The 17,354-nt window shown below is 57.7% G+C and carries 20 protein-coding genes; 12 read left to right on the top strand and 8 right to left on the bottom strand.

What is annotated here, in order from left to right; translation table 11 throughout:
• Window positions 1–73: 73 nt before the first annotated feature.
• From flhC to AB6K10_RS04215, 7 genes are all read right to left on the bottom strand, one after another.
• A complete protein-coding gene (gene flhC / locus AB6K10_RS04245; protein WP_159340610.1) occupies window positions 74–598 on the bottom strand; it encodes a flagellar transcriptional regulator FlhC in 525 nt (174 codons plus the stop codon).
• A complete protein-coding gene (flhD, locus tag AB6K10_RS04240; protein WP_339118061.1) occupies window positions 595–927 on the bottom strand; it encodes a flagellar transcriptional regulator FlhD in 333 nt (110 codons plus the stop codon). The genes flhC and flhD overlap by 4 nt, the downstream gene beginning before the upstream one ends.
• 105 nt (window positions 928–1,032) lie before the next feature.
• On the bottom strand, window positions 1,033–1,326 hold the full coding sequence (locus tag AB6K10_RS04235; protein ID WP_159343668.1) for an EscU/YscU/HrcU family type III secretion system export apparatus switch protein: 294 nt from the start codon (window positions 1,324–1,326) through the stop codon (window positions 1,033–1,035).
• Window positions 1,310–2,527, bottom strand: a complete 1,218-nt coding sequence (locus AB6K10_RS04230; protein ID WP_339118060.1) for a flagellar hook-length control protein FliK — start codon at window positions 2,525–2,527, stop codon at window positions 1,310–1,312. The genes AB6K10_RS04235 and AB6K10_RS04230 overlap by 17 nt, the downstream gene beginning before the upstream one ends.
• Window positions 2,524–2,931: a flagellar protein FliT gene (gene fliT, locus AB6K10_RS04225; protein WP_159340607.1), complete on the bottom strand. Its 408-nt coding sequence runs from the start codon at window positions 2,929–2,931 to the stop codon at window positions 2,524–2,526. Before fliT ends, AB6K10_RS04230 begins: the two co-directional genes overlap by 4 nt.
• Window positions 2,932–2,938: 7 nt before the next feature.
• Window positions 2,939–3,355, bottom strand: coding sequence for a flagellar export chaperone FliS (gene fliS / locus AB6K10_RS04220; protein WP_253019264.1), 417 nt, complete (start codon window positions 3,353–3,355; stop codon window positions 2,939–2,941).
• A 172-nt stretch (window positions 3,356–3,527) separates the two neighbouring features.
• Window positions 3,528–5,219 (bottom strand): HD domain-containing phosphohydrolase, encoded by a 1,692-nt coding sequence (locus AB6K10_RS04215; protein ID WP_339118059.1) that lies wholly within the window; start codon window positions 5,217–5,219, stop codon window positions 3,528–3,530.
• Between the two features lie 263 nt (window positions 5,220–5,482).
• Between AB6K10_RS04215 and AB6K10_RS04210 the strand changes: the two genes are divergently transcribed.
• Complete coding sequence (locus tag AB6K10_RS04210; protein ID WP_339118058.1) at window positions 5,483–5,833, top strand: flagellar protein FlaG; 351 nt, start codon at window positions 5,483–5,485, stop codon at window positions 5,831–5,833.
• Window positions 5,834–5,962: 129 nt separating this feature from the next.
• Here AB6K10_RS04210 and fliE read toward each other — a convergent pair whose 3' ends face one another.
• On the bottom strand, window positions 5,963–6,289 hold the full coding sequence (fliE, locus tag AB6K10_RS04205) for a flagellar hook-basal body complex protein FliE (RefSeq protein ID WP_159340603.1): 327 nt from the start codon (window positions 6,287–6,289) through the stop codon (window positions 5,963–5,965).
• 256 nt (window positions 6,290–6,545) lie between these two features.
• On the opposite strand from fliE, the gene fliF reads away from it, so the two are divergent.
• The 11 genes from fliF (at window position 6,546) to fliP (ending at window position 17,331) form a co-directional block, all read left to right on the top strand.
• A complete protein-coding gene (gene fliF / locus AB6K10_RS04200; RefSeq protein WP_253019261.1) occupies window positions 6,546–8,312 on the top strand; it encodes a flagellar basal-body MS-ring/collar protein FliF in 1,767 nt (588 codons plus the stop codon).
• Window positions 8,305–9,309 (top strand): flagellar motor switch protein FliG, encoded by a 1,005-nt coding sequence (gene fliG, locus AB6K10_RS04195; RefSeq protein WP_159340601.1) that lies wholly within the window; start codon window positions 8,305–8,307, stop codon window positions 9,307–9,309. The genes fliF and fliG overlap by 8 nt, the downstream gene beginning before the upstream one ends.
• On the top strand, window positions 9,302–10,060 hold the full coding sequence (locus AB6K10_RS04190) for a flagellar assembly protein FliH (RefSeq protein WP_159340600.1): 759 nt from the start codon (window positions 9,302–9,304) through the stop codon (window positions 10,058–10,060). Before fliG ends, AB6K10_RS04190 begins: the two co-directional genes overlap by 8 nt.
• Before the next feature lie 4 nt (window positions 10,061–10,064).
• Window positions 10,065–11,453, top strand: coding sequence for a flagellar protein export ATPase FliI (fliI, locus tag AB6K10_RS04185; protein WP_159340599.1), 1,389 nt, complete (start codon window positions 10,065–10,067; stop codon window positions 11,451–11,453).
• Window positions 11,454–11,906 carry a flagellar export protein FliJ gene (gene fliJ / locus AB6K10_RS04180; RefSeq protein WP_159340598.1) on the top strand — a complete coding sequence of 151 codons (453 nt, stop codon included), beginning with the start codon at window positions 11,454–11,456 and terminating at the stop codon, window positions 11,904–11,906.
• Window positions 11,907–11,928: 22 nt separating this feature from the next.
• Window positions 11,929–13,896, top strand: coding sequence for a flagellar hook-length control protein FliK (locus AB6K10_RS04175; RefSeq protein ID WP_339118057.1), 1,968 nt, complete (start codon window positions 11,929–11,931; stop codon window positions 13,894–13,896).
• Between the two features lie 159 nt (window positions 13,897–14,055).
• A complete protein-coding gene (fliL, locus tag AB6K10_RS04170; protein ID WP_339118056.1) occupies window positions 14,056–14,532 on the top strand; it encodes a flagellar basal body-associated protein FliL in 477 nt (158 codons plus the stop codon).
• A 21-nt stretch (window positions 14,533–14,553) separates the two neighbouring features.
• Window positions 14,554–15,609: a flagellar motor switch protein FliM gene (gene fliM / locus AB6K10_RS04165; protein ID WP_159340595.1), complete on the top strand. Its 1,056-nt coding sequence runs from the start codon at window positions 14,554–14,556 to the stop codon at window positions 15,607–15,609.
• Window positions 15,606–16,124, top strand: a complete 519-nt coding sequence (fliN, locus tag AB6K10_RS04160) for a flagellar motor switch protein FliN (protein ID WP_339118055.1) — start codon at window positions 15,606–15,608, stop codon at window positions 16,122–16,124. Before fliM ends, fliN begins: the two co-directional genes overlap by 4 nt.
• On the top strand, window positions 16,121–16,555 hold the full coding sequence (gene fliO / locus AB6K10_RS04155) for a flagellar biosynthetic protein FliO (protein WP_159340593.1): 435 nt from the start codon (window positions 16,121–16,123) through the stop codon (window positions 16,553–16,555). The genes fliN and fliO overlap by 4 nt, the downstream gene beginning before the upstream one ends.
• Window positions 16,552–17,331: a flagellar type III secretion system pore protein FliP gene (fliP, locus tag AB6K10_RS04150; RefSeq protein WP_339118054.1), complete on the top strand. Its 780-nt coding sequence runs from the start codon at window positions 16,552–16,554 to the stop codon at window positions 17,329–17,331. Before fliO ends, fliP begins: the two co-directional genes overlap by 4 nt.
• The last annotated feature ends 23 nt before the right edge of the window (window positions 17,332–17,354 follow it).

Genomic DNA, 17,354 nt, shown 5'->3' with positions numbered 1-17,354 from the left:
CGCTATCTAACCGTTAAAGAGGTAGTTTATTAATTCTCGGCCTCGCCGCTAGGGGCGTGACAATTTTATACGTTCAACGCGATGCTTTACGGGTCTTGCCAGCACGCGAGGGGGGCTGACAAATACCGCACACGTAATCGTGCGTCGGGCTGTGGGCGTGAGCGACAAAGTGGCCTTCACAGCGCGTGCAGGTAGTCAGCTGTAGCAGATCGCTTTCAAAAAAGCGCACCAGTGTCCAAGCGCGCGTTAACCCTAATACTGGCTCCACATCCTCCAGCGAAATTTGCTCTTCGTACAAGCGATACGCCTTGACGAAAGCATCGATGCGCTCACAGCCCGCGCCTTTCAACAGCCCGACATAGATGTTGTAGAAAAAAGAGGAGTGCACGTTGGGCAGCCAAGTGACGAACCAATCTGCAGAGAATGGCAACATCCCTTTGGGCGGCGACATGCCCCGCACCTCTTTATAAAGTTTGATCAGGCGCGTGCGGCTCAGCTCCGTTTCCGTTTCCAGCACCTGCAAACGTGCACCTAACTCAATCAGCTCGATTGCCAGCTGCACTTGGTGCATTTCATCAACCAAGCTCTTCTGGCTCACTTCGACTCTCCTGACGTTAGCGATGTCATCGGCTCACAGGCAGATAACAGCGACGCATGCAGGCCTGATAGCTCTTGATCCCTGGGGTTTTCGAGAATTTCGCGTAGCCGTTGACCACTCGAATGGCTGAACCGGCATACCAACTGATTGCTACGCGCAAGCTTGGTGAGCTGCCATGCATTGAGCGATACCAAAAGGTCGGCGAGCTCGCCGTCGATTTTTAGGCGAAACATGGCCGCCTCGCGATCTTCGCTTAGCAGGCGTTGCGCAAGTAGCAAATACGCTAAGTTAATTTCTTGAATCTCATCGAGAAAGCTTGTTTGACTCATAGTGTCCCATCGAACGACACAGGCGCGACATTGTGACCATTATACTGGCGCCATTGATGACTTTTTCTTACCCAGTATCATGGTTGCATACAACGCTTGTATTGGCTACTTGAGCCTTTCACGCTGATTCAGCCCTCCGTCCGATAGCTCGAAGACCCAGACGAGCAGCTCAGCGACGACTTGGTACAAACTGGCGGGTATCTCTGCATCCAAGTCCAATTGCATCAGTAGTGCTACCAACTCCGGGGCATCGTGTACGTAGATCCCCTGGCGCTGCGCTTCCGCCATGATGCGCTCCGCGAGTTCGCCATACCCTTTCGCTACCACACGAGGGGCTTGCTCTCCCTCTTGATAGGCCAGCGCGACGGCTTGGCGGCGTCGATCACCCGAGGTCGCCATCATCGCTCTCCAATGTTACATGTCTAACCATGACCTTAACTTTACGAAAATCGAACGCGCTCAATCGTTGTTCCAGTGCGCCCACCCCCTCTTCCAGGCGCTGTCGCGTCTCGGCGTCCTCGGCCGTTAGGTCGATCGTCAAGGCTCCCTGGTAAAGTGCAAGTGCAATGTTGAAACGCCCCAGGTTAGGGACATCGAGCTGCATTTCAGAACGCCACCCCTTGTCGGCTTCGCCTTCGTCACCCGCTCCCTCTTTTTGCCCGTCGCGGCCGGGCAGGTTGATGACGAGCGCCATAAAAATGCCCGCCCAAACATCCCCTTCCCAACGCAGCGTCGGCGTTACCATCATCTCTAGCTGTTGACGCACCAGCCCTTGAAGACTCTCGTGCACAATCTCTCTTGGCCCACGACTCGACACGTCCCATTCGCTGCTTGCCGGCAGGGCGGCAGGCACCTGGGGGAGCTCTCGACTGTTCGTCAGGGGCGATGGCACGGCATTGGGGCTGGGCGGCAACATGGCGGGCCGCTCCAGCAACGGTTGATTGCCTGTCAAAGGGGTCAGTGGGGTATTCGGCAAAATGGTGAATGGCGCGGTGCTTGTCACCAGCGCCGAGGCGGGCGCAGTGGCGGTGGCACTCAGCACTGCCGACGTGAAACTGGGTACGAAAACAGCGGCAGGGCGAGGCCCTGGCTGCATCTGCGGCTCACGCATCAACTGCTGCCGAGAGGTATCGCCTTGAAACCAGCGCTTGAGATGCGCTTCGTAAAAGAGCCCACTATCACGAATGCTCGACTCTAACCGATTGGCCACTACGGGTGCCGAAGGCGGCTCCTGCGTCGACATTAACGGGGCCTGGGGGCGCAGCACGGTGGGAGGCGCAGGAAAACGCAGCAACACATCGGCGATGGTGCGTGCAGCAGGGCTAAAGTGGGTTTGTGTCGAGCTGGGCGCATTACCGGGCAGCGTACCAGGAGGCGCCTGACGAACCCCATCGGGAGAGCCTGGCAGGCGCTTTAGGTCACCGAGTAGCGGTGCCAGTGGGCGCCCATCCAGCCCGGCATCTCCTTGCAGTGCTCGCGGACCGTCACCGGCATACACGGGTTGCACGGGGGCATTCAGCGCACGCTGCGTGGACACCTCGGCTTGGCGACCAAGCACTTGATGTAAAAGAGTGTCGATAAGCGGCGTAATGCCACTCACGATGCCCCCTTATCGCGAGAGGGGTCGCTCTCGTAACCGTTGTATGCCCCCTGCTGCGGCGCATACGCACGGTGCAGGTCGCGCTGACGCTGGGTCACGCCAATCAACTTACCAAGCTCATCGCGTCGGGCGACCAAACGGCGGCGAATCTCGACATCGTGCTCCAGGATTTGCTCCAACAGCTCGGACTTGCGCTGCTTGGCCTGAGCATCGAGCACCACCGTGACATCTAATTCACGCACCTCTTCGACCAGCACTACATAGTTGCTGCGCTGCTCGATCAGTTCTGCCCACTTTTCTGCGTTGGCGAGCTCGTGCATATAGTGCACGCGCACCAACAGCTTTGCATAGGCATCCAGGAGTGCCTGCTGCGAATGACGATGGGCTGTTTCGGAAGCTGCCATGCTTGCCTCATGCACTCTGCTGTTGACCGATTTCACGCCAGGCGGAAGCGATATCTTCAAGCAACCGTTCGGCTTGATTGAGGCTCTCTTCGTCGTTGCGCAGGTTAGCCGTCAACAGCAAGCGAGCAATGTAGTCGTAGAGCGATGCGAGTCGCTCGGCAATCACACCGCCTTTCTCTTGGTCGAGGGCAGCTGCCAAACCGTTATTGATGATATCGAGGGCTTTGGAAATCGAGCGCCCTTTCTCTGCCCGATTACCAGCCTGCATGTGAATACGCGCCGCACGGATGGCTGCCTGAGCACCGTCAAAGAGCATCACGATCAGCTGATGCGGATCAGCAGACATAACACCACTTTCAACGCCGACACGGGCATACGCATTTGCACCACGTCCGTTAGCGGCGCCACCGCGAGTGTAAGTCATTAGCGGGCACTCCTGTTTGAGGTAAAACCACAGCCGCGCCCATCGCGGCAAACGGCTGTTTCATCTTGATGGTTGAGCGTGCTTGCTCACTTACTGAATATATCGGCGCAGGCAGCGCGGACTTTAAGCCTAATTACGTTTTAATTTTGGCCGGTTGCACTGCCCTGGTGCTTTACGTTGAGACCGCCACTTCTCGAATGGGTTTACCCAAACGCTCCAAGACATCACCGCGAACAACCGCTCCCAGAGTGTCACGCATGGGCGGCTCTGACTGCTGCGTCAGCACCACCTCCGACGGCGCGCCACTCTCATCGAGGCGTAGAATCCAGGCCAACTGCTCGCTCGAGAAGAGCGCCAGCGAACCCACCGGCAACGTTTTGAAATGCTCGATGTAACGCTTGATCCAGCGCGGGTCGAACTGGTGAGGATGCGCGAGAAGATGACGATAGATCTGCTGAGCCGTGCGCGCAGGACGATCGGCCCGATCACGCCGCATAGCTTCAACCACGTCGACGATCGCACTCGCTTTCGCCAGCTCGTTGATATCGTCTCCCGTCAACCCTTCTGGATAACCGCTGCCGTCGAGACGCTCATTGATTCCGCCAATCACCGCTTGCGCCACGGTGGCAGACAGCCACTGACAGGTATGCAAACGCGCCAATAGCAGTGATACGTGCTCGCTTAACGCGCGGCGGTGGTTCGCCTCGAAGTGGGGCGCCTTGAACACCACCTGAGGGACCAGCGCCTTGCCCAGGTCGTGCACCAGCCCGCTCGCCACGATCGCTTTGCGCACTTCTCGGGGCATGTTATCGCCCACCAAATCCAGCAAATGCACCGCGACGGCAATCCCGTGGCGCACCAGCAGTGGCTCCAAAGAGAGGCAGCGAGAGGCAAAAAGCAAGCCCTCACGATCCTCTTCGTGAAGCATCAACAAACGATCTGCGTTGCGCGACAGCTGGCGCGAATCGATGTCACTCCCCTGCTGTAACAGCAGCAGCTGAGCATCCAAATACGCCGCCACTTTGACCAAGCGGCGCGCCATCGGCGTCGCGTAGCGGCGAATATCGCGTCGTCCTACATGCTCGGTATCCGGCGTCCGCCGACCGGGCTGCTCGAAGAGTGGCGACGGCTGACGCTCTTCCTGAACGTCCTTCTTATAGCGCGATGCCTCGCGTTCGATCTCGCAGACGAAGTACCAAATCTGCCGCTCTTGCTCAGACGTGCAGCCGGCAAAACGGAAGCCAACGCGAAGCAAGTGGCGCTCAGGATCGGTCTTTTGGTGACGGGCGACCGCGTGAACTTCAAAATAAGTGCCGTTTGGAAAGGTAAAAGCGAGCTTCAGCGGCGCATCGGTCTCGGCCAGGACACCGCTGGCCGTCAGCGGCAATTCGAGCTGACAGCCGTCTTGAGATAGGTCGCGCAGCTCTCCCAACGCGCTGTCGCCCCCCTCCCCAAACACGGTTGCCGCAACCACCATACCCATGCGCAGTTCGGCACGGTAAGATTCACGACGCTGCAACACGTCAACCGAGGCCGGATAATCACTACAGCATAAAAAACGACCGCCAGAACGGCGGGTTTCGGTCAACGAGAGAAGCGGCGTTCTGACCACTTTCCCCTGGGACTGACCACGTAGGAAGAACTGCTCCCCCTGCTGCAAACGACTGAGCAGATAATCAACGGACGACAGATCCATGACGAGCGTGTCGCCCTCGTGCTGCTCCATCAACACGATAGGCTCGGGCCGCGCATCAGGAGTTGCCAAGCACAGAGAAACGCCGCCGCTCTCGATCATGGTATTTAACAGAGAGCTAATGGCCGACGGACTCGTGATGCTCTCGTACTCATCTTGCTGGACTTCCATGCGTGCCTCGCTTTCCCCGAACGCGTTATGCGTTAACACTCATCACAAAGCAGCAGAGCATAACAGAAGCTTTTATGGAGCCGTATGCCCGCCATAGGGCTAATAACACTTTCTTTTCGTCTATAGTAAAAACTATAAAGTTGGCGGCAAATACGCCGATAGACTTCTGAAGAGGCTCATCACCGAACGGTAAACGGCCTCGCGCCTTTACTCGGTTACGTTACCCAGCCATGACAGGCTTAGCTTAAAGAGGAACGTTGTACATGGGCCCACTCATCATCGACTCAACCACACCCCCGCTCGTCGCTGCTCTACCCCAGGAACGCTCACGCATCGACACTCACTCCGCCAAGATCGCGGCCATCACGGAGGCACCTTCGGACGCCGAACAGACCACGAAAGACGCCCTGATCGAGCACCTCCAGCGCATCAATGACGTCATGCGACCGCGAGGGCTAGAGTTCGATATCAGCGAACACTCTTCACGCATCATCACCCGGGTCATCGATCGTGAAACGGGCGATGTCATACGTCAGATACCCGCCGAGGAGCTACTGCAGATGGCTGAGCGTCTGGAGGAGTTACAAGGCAAGCTCATCTCGCTACAGGCGTAACAACAAGGCATCCGACCCTCTCATCCAGACCGAGCGCCCAAGGATGAGCGCTACCACCAAGAGATGACAGACCATCAACTGCCCTATGCCCATGCCGACCTCATGTCCCGTCGACCTAAGCCAGTCGCATTACACCTGCATGTTCATGACATCGCGGTAGGCGGTTACTAAGCGGTTGCGCACCTGCATCCCCATTTGGAAGGCCACGCTCGCTTTTTGCATGTCGACCATGACATCGTTGAGCTCGATGTTCGGCTCGCCAGCCTGAAAGGCCATGGCTTTTGCATTCGCCGACTGCTGCAAACGATTGATGCGCTGGATAGAGGCCTGTAGCTCGCTGCCAAAGCCAGACTGCCCGACCGCCGTCGTCAGTTGCTCGCCCTTGATAGGCTGGGCCGCTTGGGCGGCGAGCCCCTGCATCTGCTGCAGCGCAGACTGTATGGAAGGTGAACTCATACGCTTGCCTCAATGTGCGGGTGTTCATTTAATGCCGCAAGCCTACCATCGGTACGAAAAGCCTCATACGAACAAATGCGTGTGAAAAGCCAAGCTTTTCGTTCATTTATGGTCGACGCACCCCCGGATAATGGCGTCCATCACAATTCCGCTTCATTCTTTCAGCGGATAACCGCGATTGACGGATATAGCCTATGCCTTCTTTGGTGATGCGCCTTGGTCGACCCCCGTTTTGCCTTCCCTTGTGGAGGGACGCATGAGCGAAACGGGTGCGACGGCAGGCCGTCAAAACAGCACGACACAAAGCCCTCCGCGTAGCGGAGCCGCAGAGAACGAACCCAGCAACCCATCGGCTTTTGAGCGCACTATGAAACAGCTGCGCGGCAATCCGCTTGTGGTGGTACTGGTGGCGGCTGCCGCGTCCATCGCGGTGGTGGCGGCCCTTTTCATGTGGGCCAGCAGTCCCGACTACCGGGTGCTCTACAGCAATCTCAGCGAAGCCGACGGCGGCCGAATCATCACTGAGCTAGATACCCGCGGCGTTCCTTACCAGTTCAGCCAGGGCGGCCAAGCACTGCTAGTCCCGAGCGACCAAGTGCACACGCTGCGCCTTCAACTGGCTGAGCAGGGTCTCCCGCAAGGGGGCAATCTTGGCCTTGAACTCATGGAAACCCAGGCGTTCGGGATCAGTCAGTTTGCTGAGCAGGTCAACTTCCAACGCGGCCTGGAAGGCGAGCTTGCTCGCTCCATCGAGTCGCTTGGCCCCGTCGAAAGCGTGCGGGTTCACCTATCCATGGCGAAGCCGTCGGTGTTCATCCGCGACCGCGAGCCTGCTAAAGCGTCGGTGGTGCTGACCCTGCTGCCGGGCCGAGTGCTGGGCGAGGGACAAGTGAGCGCCATCGTTCATATGGTCTCCAGCAGCGTGCCAGAGCTTGCCATCGAAGATGTCACCGTCGTCGATCAAAACGGGCGTCTCCTCACAGCCAACAGCGCCCAGGGGGGTGACCTCGACGGCACTCAGTTGGCGTACATCACGGAAGTCGAGCGCTCTTACCAGCAGCGTATCGAAAACATCCTGTCGCCCATCATGGGCAGTGATAACGTGCGCGCCCAAGTAGCCGCGCAGATCGATTTTTCACGTCGTGAGCAGACTTCCGAGCGCTATAGCCCCAACCAGGCGCCCAACGAATCAGCCGTGCGCAGCCGTCAATTGAGCCTCTCTTATGATGGCGAAGACCCTCTTGCCACCGGCATTCCCGGCGCCCTCAGCAACACCCCGCCGGGTGTGGCGCCCTCCCCGATCAATCAGCCCGATGCCGAAGAGGGCGATGGCGAAGGAGACGGCGAGGCCGAACCGGGCGCGTTACGCAATCTGCGCCAAGAAGACGTCGTGAATTACGAAGTTGATCGTAGCATCGAGCACATTCAGCATCGTCTGGGCCAAGTGCAAAGACTCTCTGCAGCGGTCGTGGTCAACTTCCGTAACGTCACGAACGAAGAGGGCGAAGTAGAGCAAGTGGCCCTCAGCGCCGAAGAGATCGCACAAATCGAGCGCTTGGTTCAGCAGGCCATGGGGTTCTCTGAGCTGCGAGGCGATCAGGTAGAAGTGGTGAATACGCCCTTTGCTGGCGACGATGACACTCGCGTCGAGCCTGTTTGGTGGCAACACCCCGACAACATCGCCATGGCAGCGACCTTGGGTCGCTACCTTCTTGTTGCTATCGCTGCCCTACTGCTCTATTGGCTGATTTTGCGTCCGCTGATCAAACGCTATACACAACCCCCGGTCATGGCGGCTGCCATGCCTGGCGGCACGCTGAACACCAGCGTAGGCGGTGAAGAGGACGAGCAAGAAGGCAGCGAAGGCGAGGGCGACGAGGAAGACACCTACAGCAACAAGCCCAAGCGTCGTCGTAAAACGTCGCTCTACGAACACAATCTTAACGACCTGCGGGAGATGGCCCAGGAAGATCCCCGCATGGTCGCTATGATCATTCGCAGCTGGATGAACGCCAATGACTAGCATTGCTGAAATGAGCGGCGCACGTAAAAGTGCCATTCTCCTGCTGGCACTGGATGAAGACAGCGCCGCCGAGGTCTTCAAGTTCCTCAGCGCCAGCGAAGTGCAAGAGATCAGTACCGAAATGGCACGGCTTCACCAAGTTTCGCATGAAGACATGAAAGCCGTGCTGGAAGCGTTCCACCGTGAAACCGAAGAGTTCGTGGCGCTGAACCTCAACTCGAGCGAGCACATTCGCTCGGTGCTGACCAAAGCGCTCGGCAGTGAGCGGGCTACCAGCCTCATCGAAGACATTCTCGAAACCACGGGCGAAAATTCAGGTATCGATGCCCTGAACCTGATGGAAGCGTCCATGGTCTCCGAGCTCATCCGCGACGAGCACCCGCAGATCATTGCCACCATTCTGGTACACCTGGACCGCCATCAGGCGGCCGATATTCTCGAGCTGTTCGAAGAGAAGCTGCGCAACGATGTCGTCCTACGGATTGCGACGTTCAGTGGCGTACAGCCAGCGGCTCTCCAAGAGCTCACCGAGGTACTCACCAGCATGCTCGACGGTCAAAACCTCAAGCGCAGCAAGATGGGCGGCGTAAGAACGGCCGCAGAGATCCTCAACCTGATGAACTCTTCTCAGGAAGAGGTGGCCATCGAAACCGTTCGCTCGCACAGCGAAGACCTTGCCCAGAAGATCATCGACGAGATGTTCCTCTTCGAGAACCTGCTGGACCTGGACAACCGCGCCATTCAGATGGTCCTACAGGAAGTCGAAACCAACTCCTTGGTGGTGGCCCTCAAGGGTGCCCAGGACGCGTTGGTGGACAAGTTCCTGCGCAACATGTCGCAGCGCGCCGCCGATTTGGTACGCGAAGACATGGAGGCCCGTGGCCCCATTCGCGTCTCTCAGGTAGAAACCGAGCAGAAAGCGATCCTGCAGATCGTCCGCCGTCTGGCCGATTCCGGAGAGATCGTCCTAGCGGGCGGAGACGACGAGTATGTCTAATACGCATACGCCAGAGTTCGATCGCCACGGCGAGTGGCGGCGCTGGCAGATGGACGAGCTGGCAGCGCCCAGCCGTGCACAGCCTGACAGCCGCGCCGCCGTGCCAAGCGAGCACCAGCGTAAAGTCGAGGCCGCCCGGCGCGCCGCAGAAGAGGCGCGTGCCCGTGAAGAGCAAGAGCGCCAAGAGATTTACGAACGTCTTCGCCAAGCTGCCGAAGAGGAGGGGTATCAGGCAGGGTTGACGCGTGGCCACGACGAGGGCTATGCCCAAGGACTAAGCGAAGGGCGTGAGCACGCCGCGCAAGAACTCAATGAACAGATTCGCAAGAGCGTGACCCCGCTAGCGGCTTTGGCCAAACAGTTTTCGGAGGCCCTCGAGCGTCTCGACGAAACCATCGCCCACGATCTGGCAGAGCTGGCGTTGACCACCGGTAAGCAGCTAGCAGGCGACGCACTAGACGCGCACCCCGAGCATATCCTCGCCATCGTGCGGGAACTGCTGCACACGGAGCCTCCACTGGTGGGTAAACAGCGACTGTGGCTCAACCCCACCGATCACGAGCTGGTCACCGAGCACTTAGGCAGCGAACTGGAAGCCGCCGGCTGGACGCTGCAACCAGACGACCAACTGACTCGGGGGGGGTGCCGCCTGACCAGTGCCCAGGGCGAACTGGATGCCACGTTCGAGAGCCGTTGGCACAGCGTTCAGGCTCAGCTCCGTAAACGCCATAGCGCGGCATCCTCGGGGTAATGCGATGAACCACCTCCGTTGCCCCCATCAACAACGATGGCAAAAAGCCCTTCAGCGCACGACTCAGCGCGTTGGTCGGCTGCCGTATTACCGCTCTAGCGGTCGTGTGGTGCGTGCAACGGGCATGGTGATCGAAGTGGTCGGTTTACGCGTCGCCGTTGGCAGCGCCTGCCAGATCGAACTTCCGGGCGCAGATGGCCGCTTGAACGACAGCGATAAGCATGCCGAAGCCGAAGTCGTCGGCTTCTCGGGCGATAAGCTCTACCTGATGCCCCTCGAAGAAATTTCCGGCTTGATGCCGGGCGCACGCGTCACTCCCCTGGTCGATGGCAATGGTCACAGTGCGCGCCGCTTCCCGATCGGTGACGAGCTACTCGGGCGAGTCTTGGATGGTAATGGCAATCCGCTCGATGATCGTGAAGGCGTGGAGGAAGCTCCCCGCACGACGCTCCAATCTCGGCCGCTCAATCCGCTGTCACGTGCGCCCATCGAATCACAAATCGATGTTGGCATTCGCGCCATCAATGCACTGCTCAGCGTGGGTCGTGGCCAGCGCATGGGGCTATTCGCAGGTTCCGGCGTGGGTAAATCGGTTCTGCTGGGCATGATGGCGCGCTATACCCAAGCCGATGTGATCGTGGTGGGCTTGATTGGCGAGCGTGGTCGCGAAGTACAGGACTTTATTGACAATATTTTGGGGCCAGAGGGGCGCAGACGAGCAGTGGTTGTCGCCGCCCCTGCTGACACGTCGCCGCTACAGCGCTTACAAGGGGCTGCCTATGCAACGCGCATCGCCGAAGGGTTTCGCGATGCCGGTCGCAACGTGCTGCTGATCATGGACTCCCTGACACGTTATGCGATGGCACAGCGGGAGATCGCCCTCGCCATTGGCGAACCGCCCGCCACGAAAGGCTATCCGCCGTCCGTCTTCGCCAAATTGCCTGGTTTGGTAGAGAGAGCCGGCAATGCAGAGCGAGGTGGCGGTTCGATTACGGCGTTCTATACCGTGCTCACCGAGGGGGATGACCAGCAGGATCCCATCGCCGACTCGGCCAGGGCGATCTTGGATGGCCATATCGTGCTGTCTCGCACGCTAGCCGAGGCCGGTCACTACCCTGCCATCGATATAGAAGCCTCTATCAGCCGTGCGATGACCGCCATCGTGACGCCAGCGCAGCAGCAAGAGGCGCGCACGTTCAAACAGATTTTTTCACGCTATCAGCGCAACCGCGATCTGATTAGCGTAGGTGCCTATAGCCCAGGACATGACCCTCGGCTAGACGAAGCCGTCAATCGCTTTCCTGACTTGGAGCGATTCCTTCAACAAAATATCGAGGAGTGTGCGACGCTTGAAGAGTCACGCCAAGCCCTGCACACGGTAGTGGGAGGCTAAATGAGTCATCAACAGCTCGATATGCTGACAGATCTCGCGCGCGATGCGCGCGATCAAGCCGGCAAACTGCTGGCGCAAGAGCGTCAAACGCAGCAGCAAACCGAAGCACAGTTACACTCGCTCAACCGCTATCGCGTCGAGTATGCCGAGCGTTTGCAGCAGGCCATGCGTGACGGTATCGACCCCGCTACCATGTACAACTATCAACAGTTCTTGGCGTCGCTGGACGCCGCCCTGAGCCGTGCTCGGCAAGCGTTGGCGGCGCAGCAAAAACGCGTGCAACAAAGCCAACAGCACTGGCAGCAGGAGCAGCGCAAACTCTCCTCTTACGATACACTGGCCTCGCGTCGGTTATTAGAGGAGCACCGCCGCCAAGCACGCCACGAGCAAAAAGTGAGCGATGACATGGTGACTAACCGTCTGGCTCGTCAGCAGTCTGATAAACCCCTTTAGCGTCGCGTCAGGAAGCCTATTCATGAATATTCAACTGTTACTTTCTGCGAATCCTAGTCAGGGAAGTGGCGCGTCGACGTCGCAGACGACGGGGGCTCAAAGCGTCTCGAACGGCCTTTTTCGTCAAGCCATGCTGCAGGCCAACGAAGGACAACCGCGACTGCCCCAAGCGCTTTCTGCCAGCTCGACACCTACTTCGCAGGCCACGACCGATCTAAAAGAGTTCGCGGCACTGCTAGACTCACTGGGCATTGAGCTTGATCAAGAAGGTTTGGCAGCGCTATTTGCGCAGCTGCAAAACACAGAGCAACCCTCTGCAGAGCAGCTGGCGATGCTGCCAGGCGTGCTCGACGGCACGACCGATGTTTCTCTGTCAGCGCTGGATGAAATCGCCAGCCGTCTCTCGTTGGTCGCAGCGTTTAGCGATTCGCCAGCTCAATCGAGCGCATCTACGACAGACACCTTGTCGATTGCCGACATTGCAGAGCAGTTAGCGATCAGCCACCAGGACGCTGCCGCCCTGGTGACCGCCTATCAACAGCTCACTGCCAACACGGACACGACGGGGTCTCGCCAGCGTGTTGACACACTCAATCAGCAAATTGCCGCGCTACTCAGTCACACGCCCGCCCATTCCCCCACGGAGGGCAAGCCAGCCACCCCTGGCATGTTGACAGTACCGTCGGTGCAAGATGCATACACAACTTCTGAGAAGACGCTCTATCAACAAATTGACTTTGCTAGTCAGCTATCGCTCAGCCCACAAGACACCGCACCACTCGCTGCATTATATCCTCAGTCCAATGTAAGCACTGAATCAATACACATTGAGGCCCCCTATCAGCGATTAACCTCCTTATTCTCAGCTAATGCGCCATCAGATAACCAAACAGCGCATCTTTCCATACTGACTGTACCAATTTTGCAAATTGACACGCCTAACCTTCGCCTAAGCAGTGAAGCTACGGAACTTATTAAGATTAGCAATAGTGCAAAAAATCCGATAACGCTACAAAGTAACCTCATTTCTTCTGAGAGCTTGCTTTCGAAACAAGACCACCTTATTGCCCAACTTTCCATGATATCTGGGAACACCGATTTCAAGGGTAAGTTAGACTTTCCAGTGACATACACTTTGTCGATTGCCGACATTGCAGAGCAGTTAGCGATCAGCCACCAGGACGCTGCCGCCCTGGTGACCGCCTATCAACAGCTCACTGCCAACACGGACACGGCGGGGTCTCCTCAGCGTGTTGACACACTCAATCAGCAAATTGCCGCGCTACTCAGTCACACGCCCGCCCATTCCCCCACGGAGGGCAAGCCAGCCACCCCTGGCACGTTAACGGCACCGACGCTGCCAACACCCCCGCCTCACCCAGGGATCAGTAGCGAGGCCATCGCGAGCGCTCTGGCGGTCAGCAGTGGTGCAAGCGAGGGAACTGCACGGTTTGGCAGTGCAGGCGAGCTAGCCTTGAGCTTACCGGGCACCGCCAACAGTGCCAATCCAGCTTCGACACCTATCGCCGCGTCATCGAGTACGCCACTGCCCCCATCCATTGGGACGCCAGTGTCGCATCCTGCGTGGCCATCACAGCTTGGCCAGCAGCTCGTGCAATTTGCCCAGCGAGGCGGTGAGCAGCACATTCAAATGAAGCTGCACCCAGCCGAGCTGGGACCCCTCTCCATTTCACTGAAGATGACCGAGCATGGCGCTCAAGCGCATTTCCTGTCGGCTCATGCGCAGGTGCGCCAAGTCGTAGAGCAAGCGATTCCACAGCTTCGCGAAGCGCTGGCAGAACAGGGAATTTCGCTAGGAGAGACCTCTGTAGGTGAGCAAAATGCCTCCAACGAGCAAACTTTCGCCCAACAAAGCGGTGGCGGTGCCTCGGCCTCGGGTGATGGCAGTAGCGTAGAGGGCGACATGGGAGCGCCTACGTCGGAAAGCACGCCCGTGACGCTGGATGGGCGAGTCGACCTGTATGCGTAAGGCAACGTATACCTTGGTCATGACGTACGTAGTAATGATCGGATTAACTAGCTAAACCAAAAGATAGGCTCCCCAAGGAAGCCTGTTCGTTTCTTCACCATCACCCGCGTTAGGCATAATGCTTGGCTAGCGTCATGCGTGAACATCATGGGAACAACAATGGCAGAATCAAGCGGCGGATCAAAAAAACTGCTTTGGGTAATGATCGTTCTTGTCTTGCTCTCCTCTGCAGGAGCAGCAGCAGCGATCTATCTCGTACTCGACCAGCGCGATAACAGCGCCGAGGGTGACGCTCAGCAGCAAACGGTGGAGCACACCCCTCCGGTGTTTACCCAGATCGAGCCCTTTACCGTCAACTTAGCGGATGACCGCTACGGGTCACGCCTTCTCTATACAGGCATTACCCTGCGTGTTGGTAACGAGGAGAGCAAGGCGCTCATCGAAGAGCACATGCCGCAAGTGCGTAGCCGTCTCCTGATTCTTTTATCCGGCAAGCAGGCAGAACAGCTGACTTCGACCGAAGGTAAAGAGACGCTCGCCCAAGAGATCATTCGCCGATTGAGCGTTCCGCTAACGGAAAACCAGCCTCCCTTGGATCTTCAGGAAGTGCTGTTTACCGAATTTATTGTGCAATAGCCTAGGGAACGGGAGCCGTTCATGTCGCAGGACGATCTACTGTCCCAGGAAGAGATCGATGCCTTACTCAAAGGCGTCAGCGGAGATGACGAGCCGTCGGCAACGTCGTCTCCAACCCAGGATGAGTCGCGGATTCGCCCCTATGACCCGTCGACACAACACCGGGTCATTCGCGAGCGCCTGCACGCGCTCGACTTTATCAACGAACGCTTTGCTCGTTACTTCCGCAACGGGCTGTTCAACCTGATTCGCCGTAGCTCTGACATTACTGTCGAGTCAGTGCGCTACCAAAGCTTCAGTGACTTTTCACGCAACGTACCGGTGCCGACCAACCTTAACATCGTGTCGATGAAACCGCTGCGTGGCTCGGGTCTTGTCGTTTTCCCACCAAACCTGGTCTTCATGGTGGTAGACAACCTGTTTGGGGGCGACGGACGCTTCGTTACCAAGTCGGATGGGCGCGAATTTACGAATACCGAACAGCGCATTATTCAGCGGTTATTGAATCTTGCCATCGATGCGTATCAAGAAGCTTGGAAAGTGGTCTATCCGATCGATGTCCACTTTTTACGCTCCGAGGTACAGTCGAAGTTTGCCAACATTACCAATTCACCCAACGAAATCGTGGTGAATACCAAGTTCAACATCGAAGTTGGCAATCTCTCGAGCAGCTTCCAAGTCTGCATGCCCTACGCCATGATCGAGCCGCTGCGCGACTTGCTGGTCAACCCGATCAACGACAGCAACCACGATAGCGACGGTTCTTGGTCACGCCGTATGGCCAGCGAGCTACGCCAGTCGGAGGTGGAGCTGGTCGCGGAATTTGCACAAATTCCCAGCCGTATCGCTCAGGTAATGGGACTGAAAAAGGGGGATGTCTTGCCGGTGGATATTCCCAGCACGATTACTGCACGCGTTGATGGGGTCCCCGTCATGGAGTGCGAGTACGGTAGTCAGCGTCAGCAGCGCGCGTTACGGGTGCTACGTATGATCGACCATGCTGCTATGAATAACGTATCGTCCAAGGACTTTATTAAAGGTTCAACGCGACAGAAAGCCAAGGAATCCAAAGCATGACTGACCCTAACAAACCCGATCAAAAAGTCTCTGATGACGATTGGGCGGAAGCCATGTCTGAGCAAGAAGAGCCGTCCTCTGACGCGGATGCCGCCAGCGAAGACGAGGACCCCTGGGCAGCCGCCATAGCGGAACAGGAGGCAGCCGAGCAATCCGATGCAGAGGATGAGCCGGAACCCGAGCCCCCCCAGGCTAAATCCGCCAGCGACGAAGTATTCCGCCCGCTGAGCGGTGAGCAGGGTAGCGCCCCTTCTCGTGATCTCGAAATGATCATGGATATTCCGGTCAAGCTGACGGTGGAGCTGGGTCGTACGAAGCTTACGATCAAACAGCTGCTAGAGCTGGCACAGGGTTCCGTCATCGAGCTAGAAGGCCTGGCCGGGGAGCCTATGGATATCCTGATCAATGGTTATCTGATTGCCCAGGGCGAAGTGGTCGTCATCGAAGACAAATACGGTATCCGCATTACGGAAATCATTACGCCCTCCGAGCGGATTCATAAACTCAACCGATGAGCGTGGCAACCTCCAGCGCCCAATCCTCGGTGGATGCACTAAGCGGCGGCGACGCTCTCATTGGTATGGCGGCACTGGGCAAAACCGCCGCTGCGCTTGCGCTGGTGATTGCGATCATTCTGCTCTGCACCTCGCTGCTCAAGCGCTGGCAACAGCATCGTTTCGACCAGGGCGCGCGATTGCGGATCGTCGGAACCACCGCAGTGGGTAACCGCGAACGCGTCGTCGTGGTCGAAGTGGAAGACACGTGGCTGGTACTGGGCGTGAGCAGCGGTCGCATCAGCAAGTTGCATGAGCGGCCGGCACCGGCAAACCGCCCCCACACACCCGAAACTCCGCCGTCTCGTTTCGCTCAGCGCTTGGCCAATGCGCTGGCCAAGAACCGTGACAAAAGCGACCGCTCCCCTTCAGACTCTCAGCACTCACCATGACACACGTTTTGTATGTTGCTCGGTTCTTTTCGCGTCGCTGGTGGCTATTTGCGCTACTGCTTGCGGGCGGTCTGATGGCCTTCCCCGCCGTAGCACAGCAGTTACCCGGCCTCGTCTCACAGCCCACCGAAGATGGCGGGCAGCAGTGGTCACTCTCGTTACAAACGCTGCTTTTTTTAAGCTCTCTGGCCTTCTTGCCAGCGATGCTGTTGATGATGACCAGCTTTACGCGCATTATCATCGTGCTTAGCCTACTGCGTACCGCCATGGGTACACAGGCAACGCCGCCCAATCAGGTGCTGCTGGGTATTGCACTGTTTCTGACGTTTTTTATCATGTCTCCCGTGTTGAATCAGGTGTACGACACCGCCTGGGTGCCTCTCACGGATGAGGTGATCAACTTCGAAGAGTTTCTACTGCGTGCTCAACTCCCATTTCGTGAGTTCATGCTGGCTCAAACACGGGAACCTGATATTGCTTTGTTCGTTCGCCTCGCCGATATCGGCCCTCTGCAAGGTCCAGAGGAGCTACCGATGCGCGTGTTGCTCCCCGCCTTTGTCACCAGCGAACTCAAAACGGCGTTTCAAATTGGCTTTACCATTTTCATTCCTTTTTTGATTATCGATTTGGTGGTGGCCAGTACACTGATGGCGCTGGGGATGATGATGGTGCCTCCTGTCACCATCTCACTGCCTTTCAAACTCATGCTCTTCGTGTTGGTCGATGGCTGGCAGCTCATCATTGGCTCGCTAGCAGAAAGTTTTTACATGATTTAACGTCGCGGGGGCGCGGCAAGGAG

The sequence above is a fragment of the Halomonas sp. BMC6 genome (genome assembly GCF_964204995.1).
In the GTDB taxonomy this organism is placed as follows: domain Bacteria; phylum Pseudomonadota; class Gammaproteobacteria; order Pseudomonadales; family Halomonadaceae; genus Vreelandella.
Note: the sequence above shows the minus strand (reverse complement) of the source record. Positions and strands in the feature narration are given on the sequence as shown.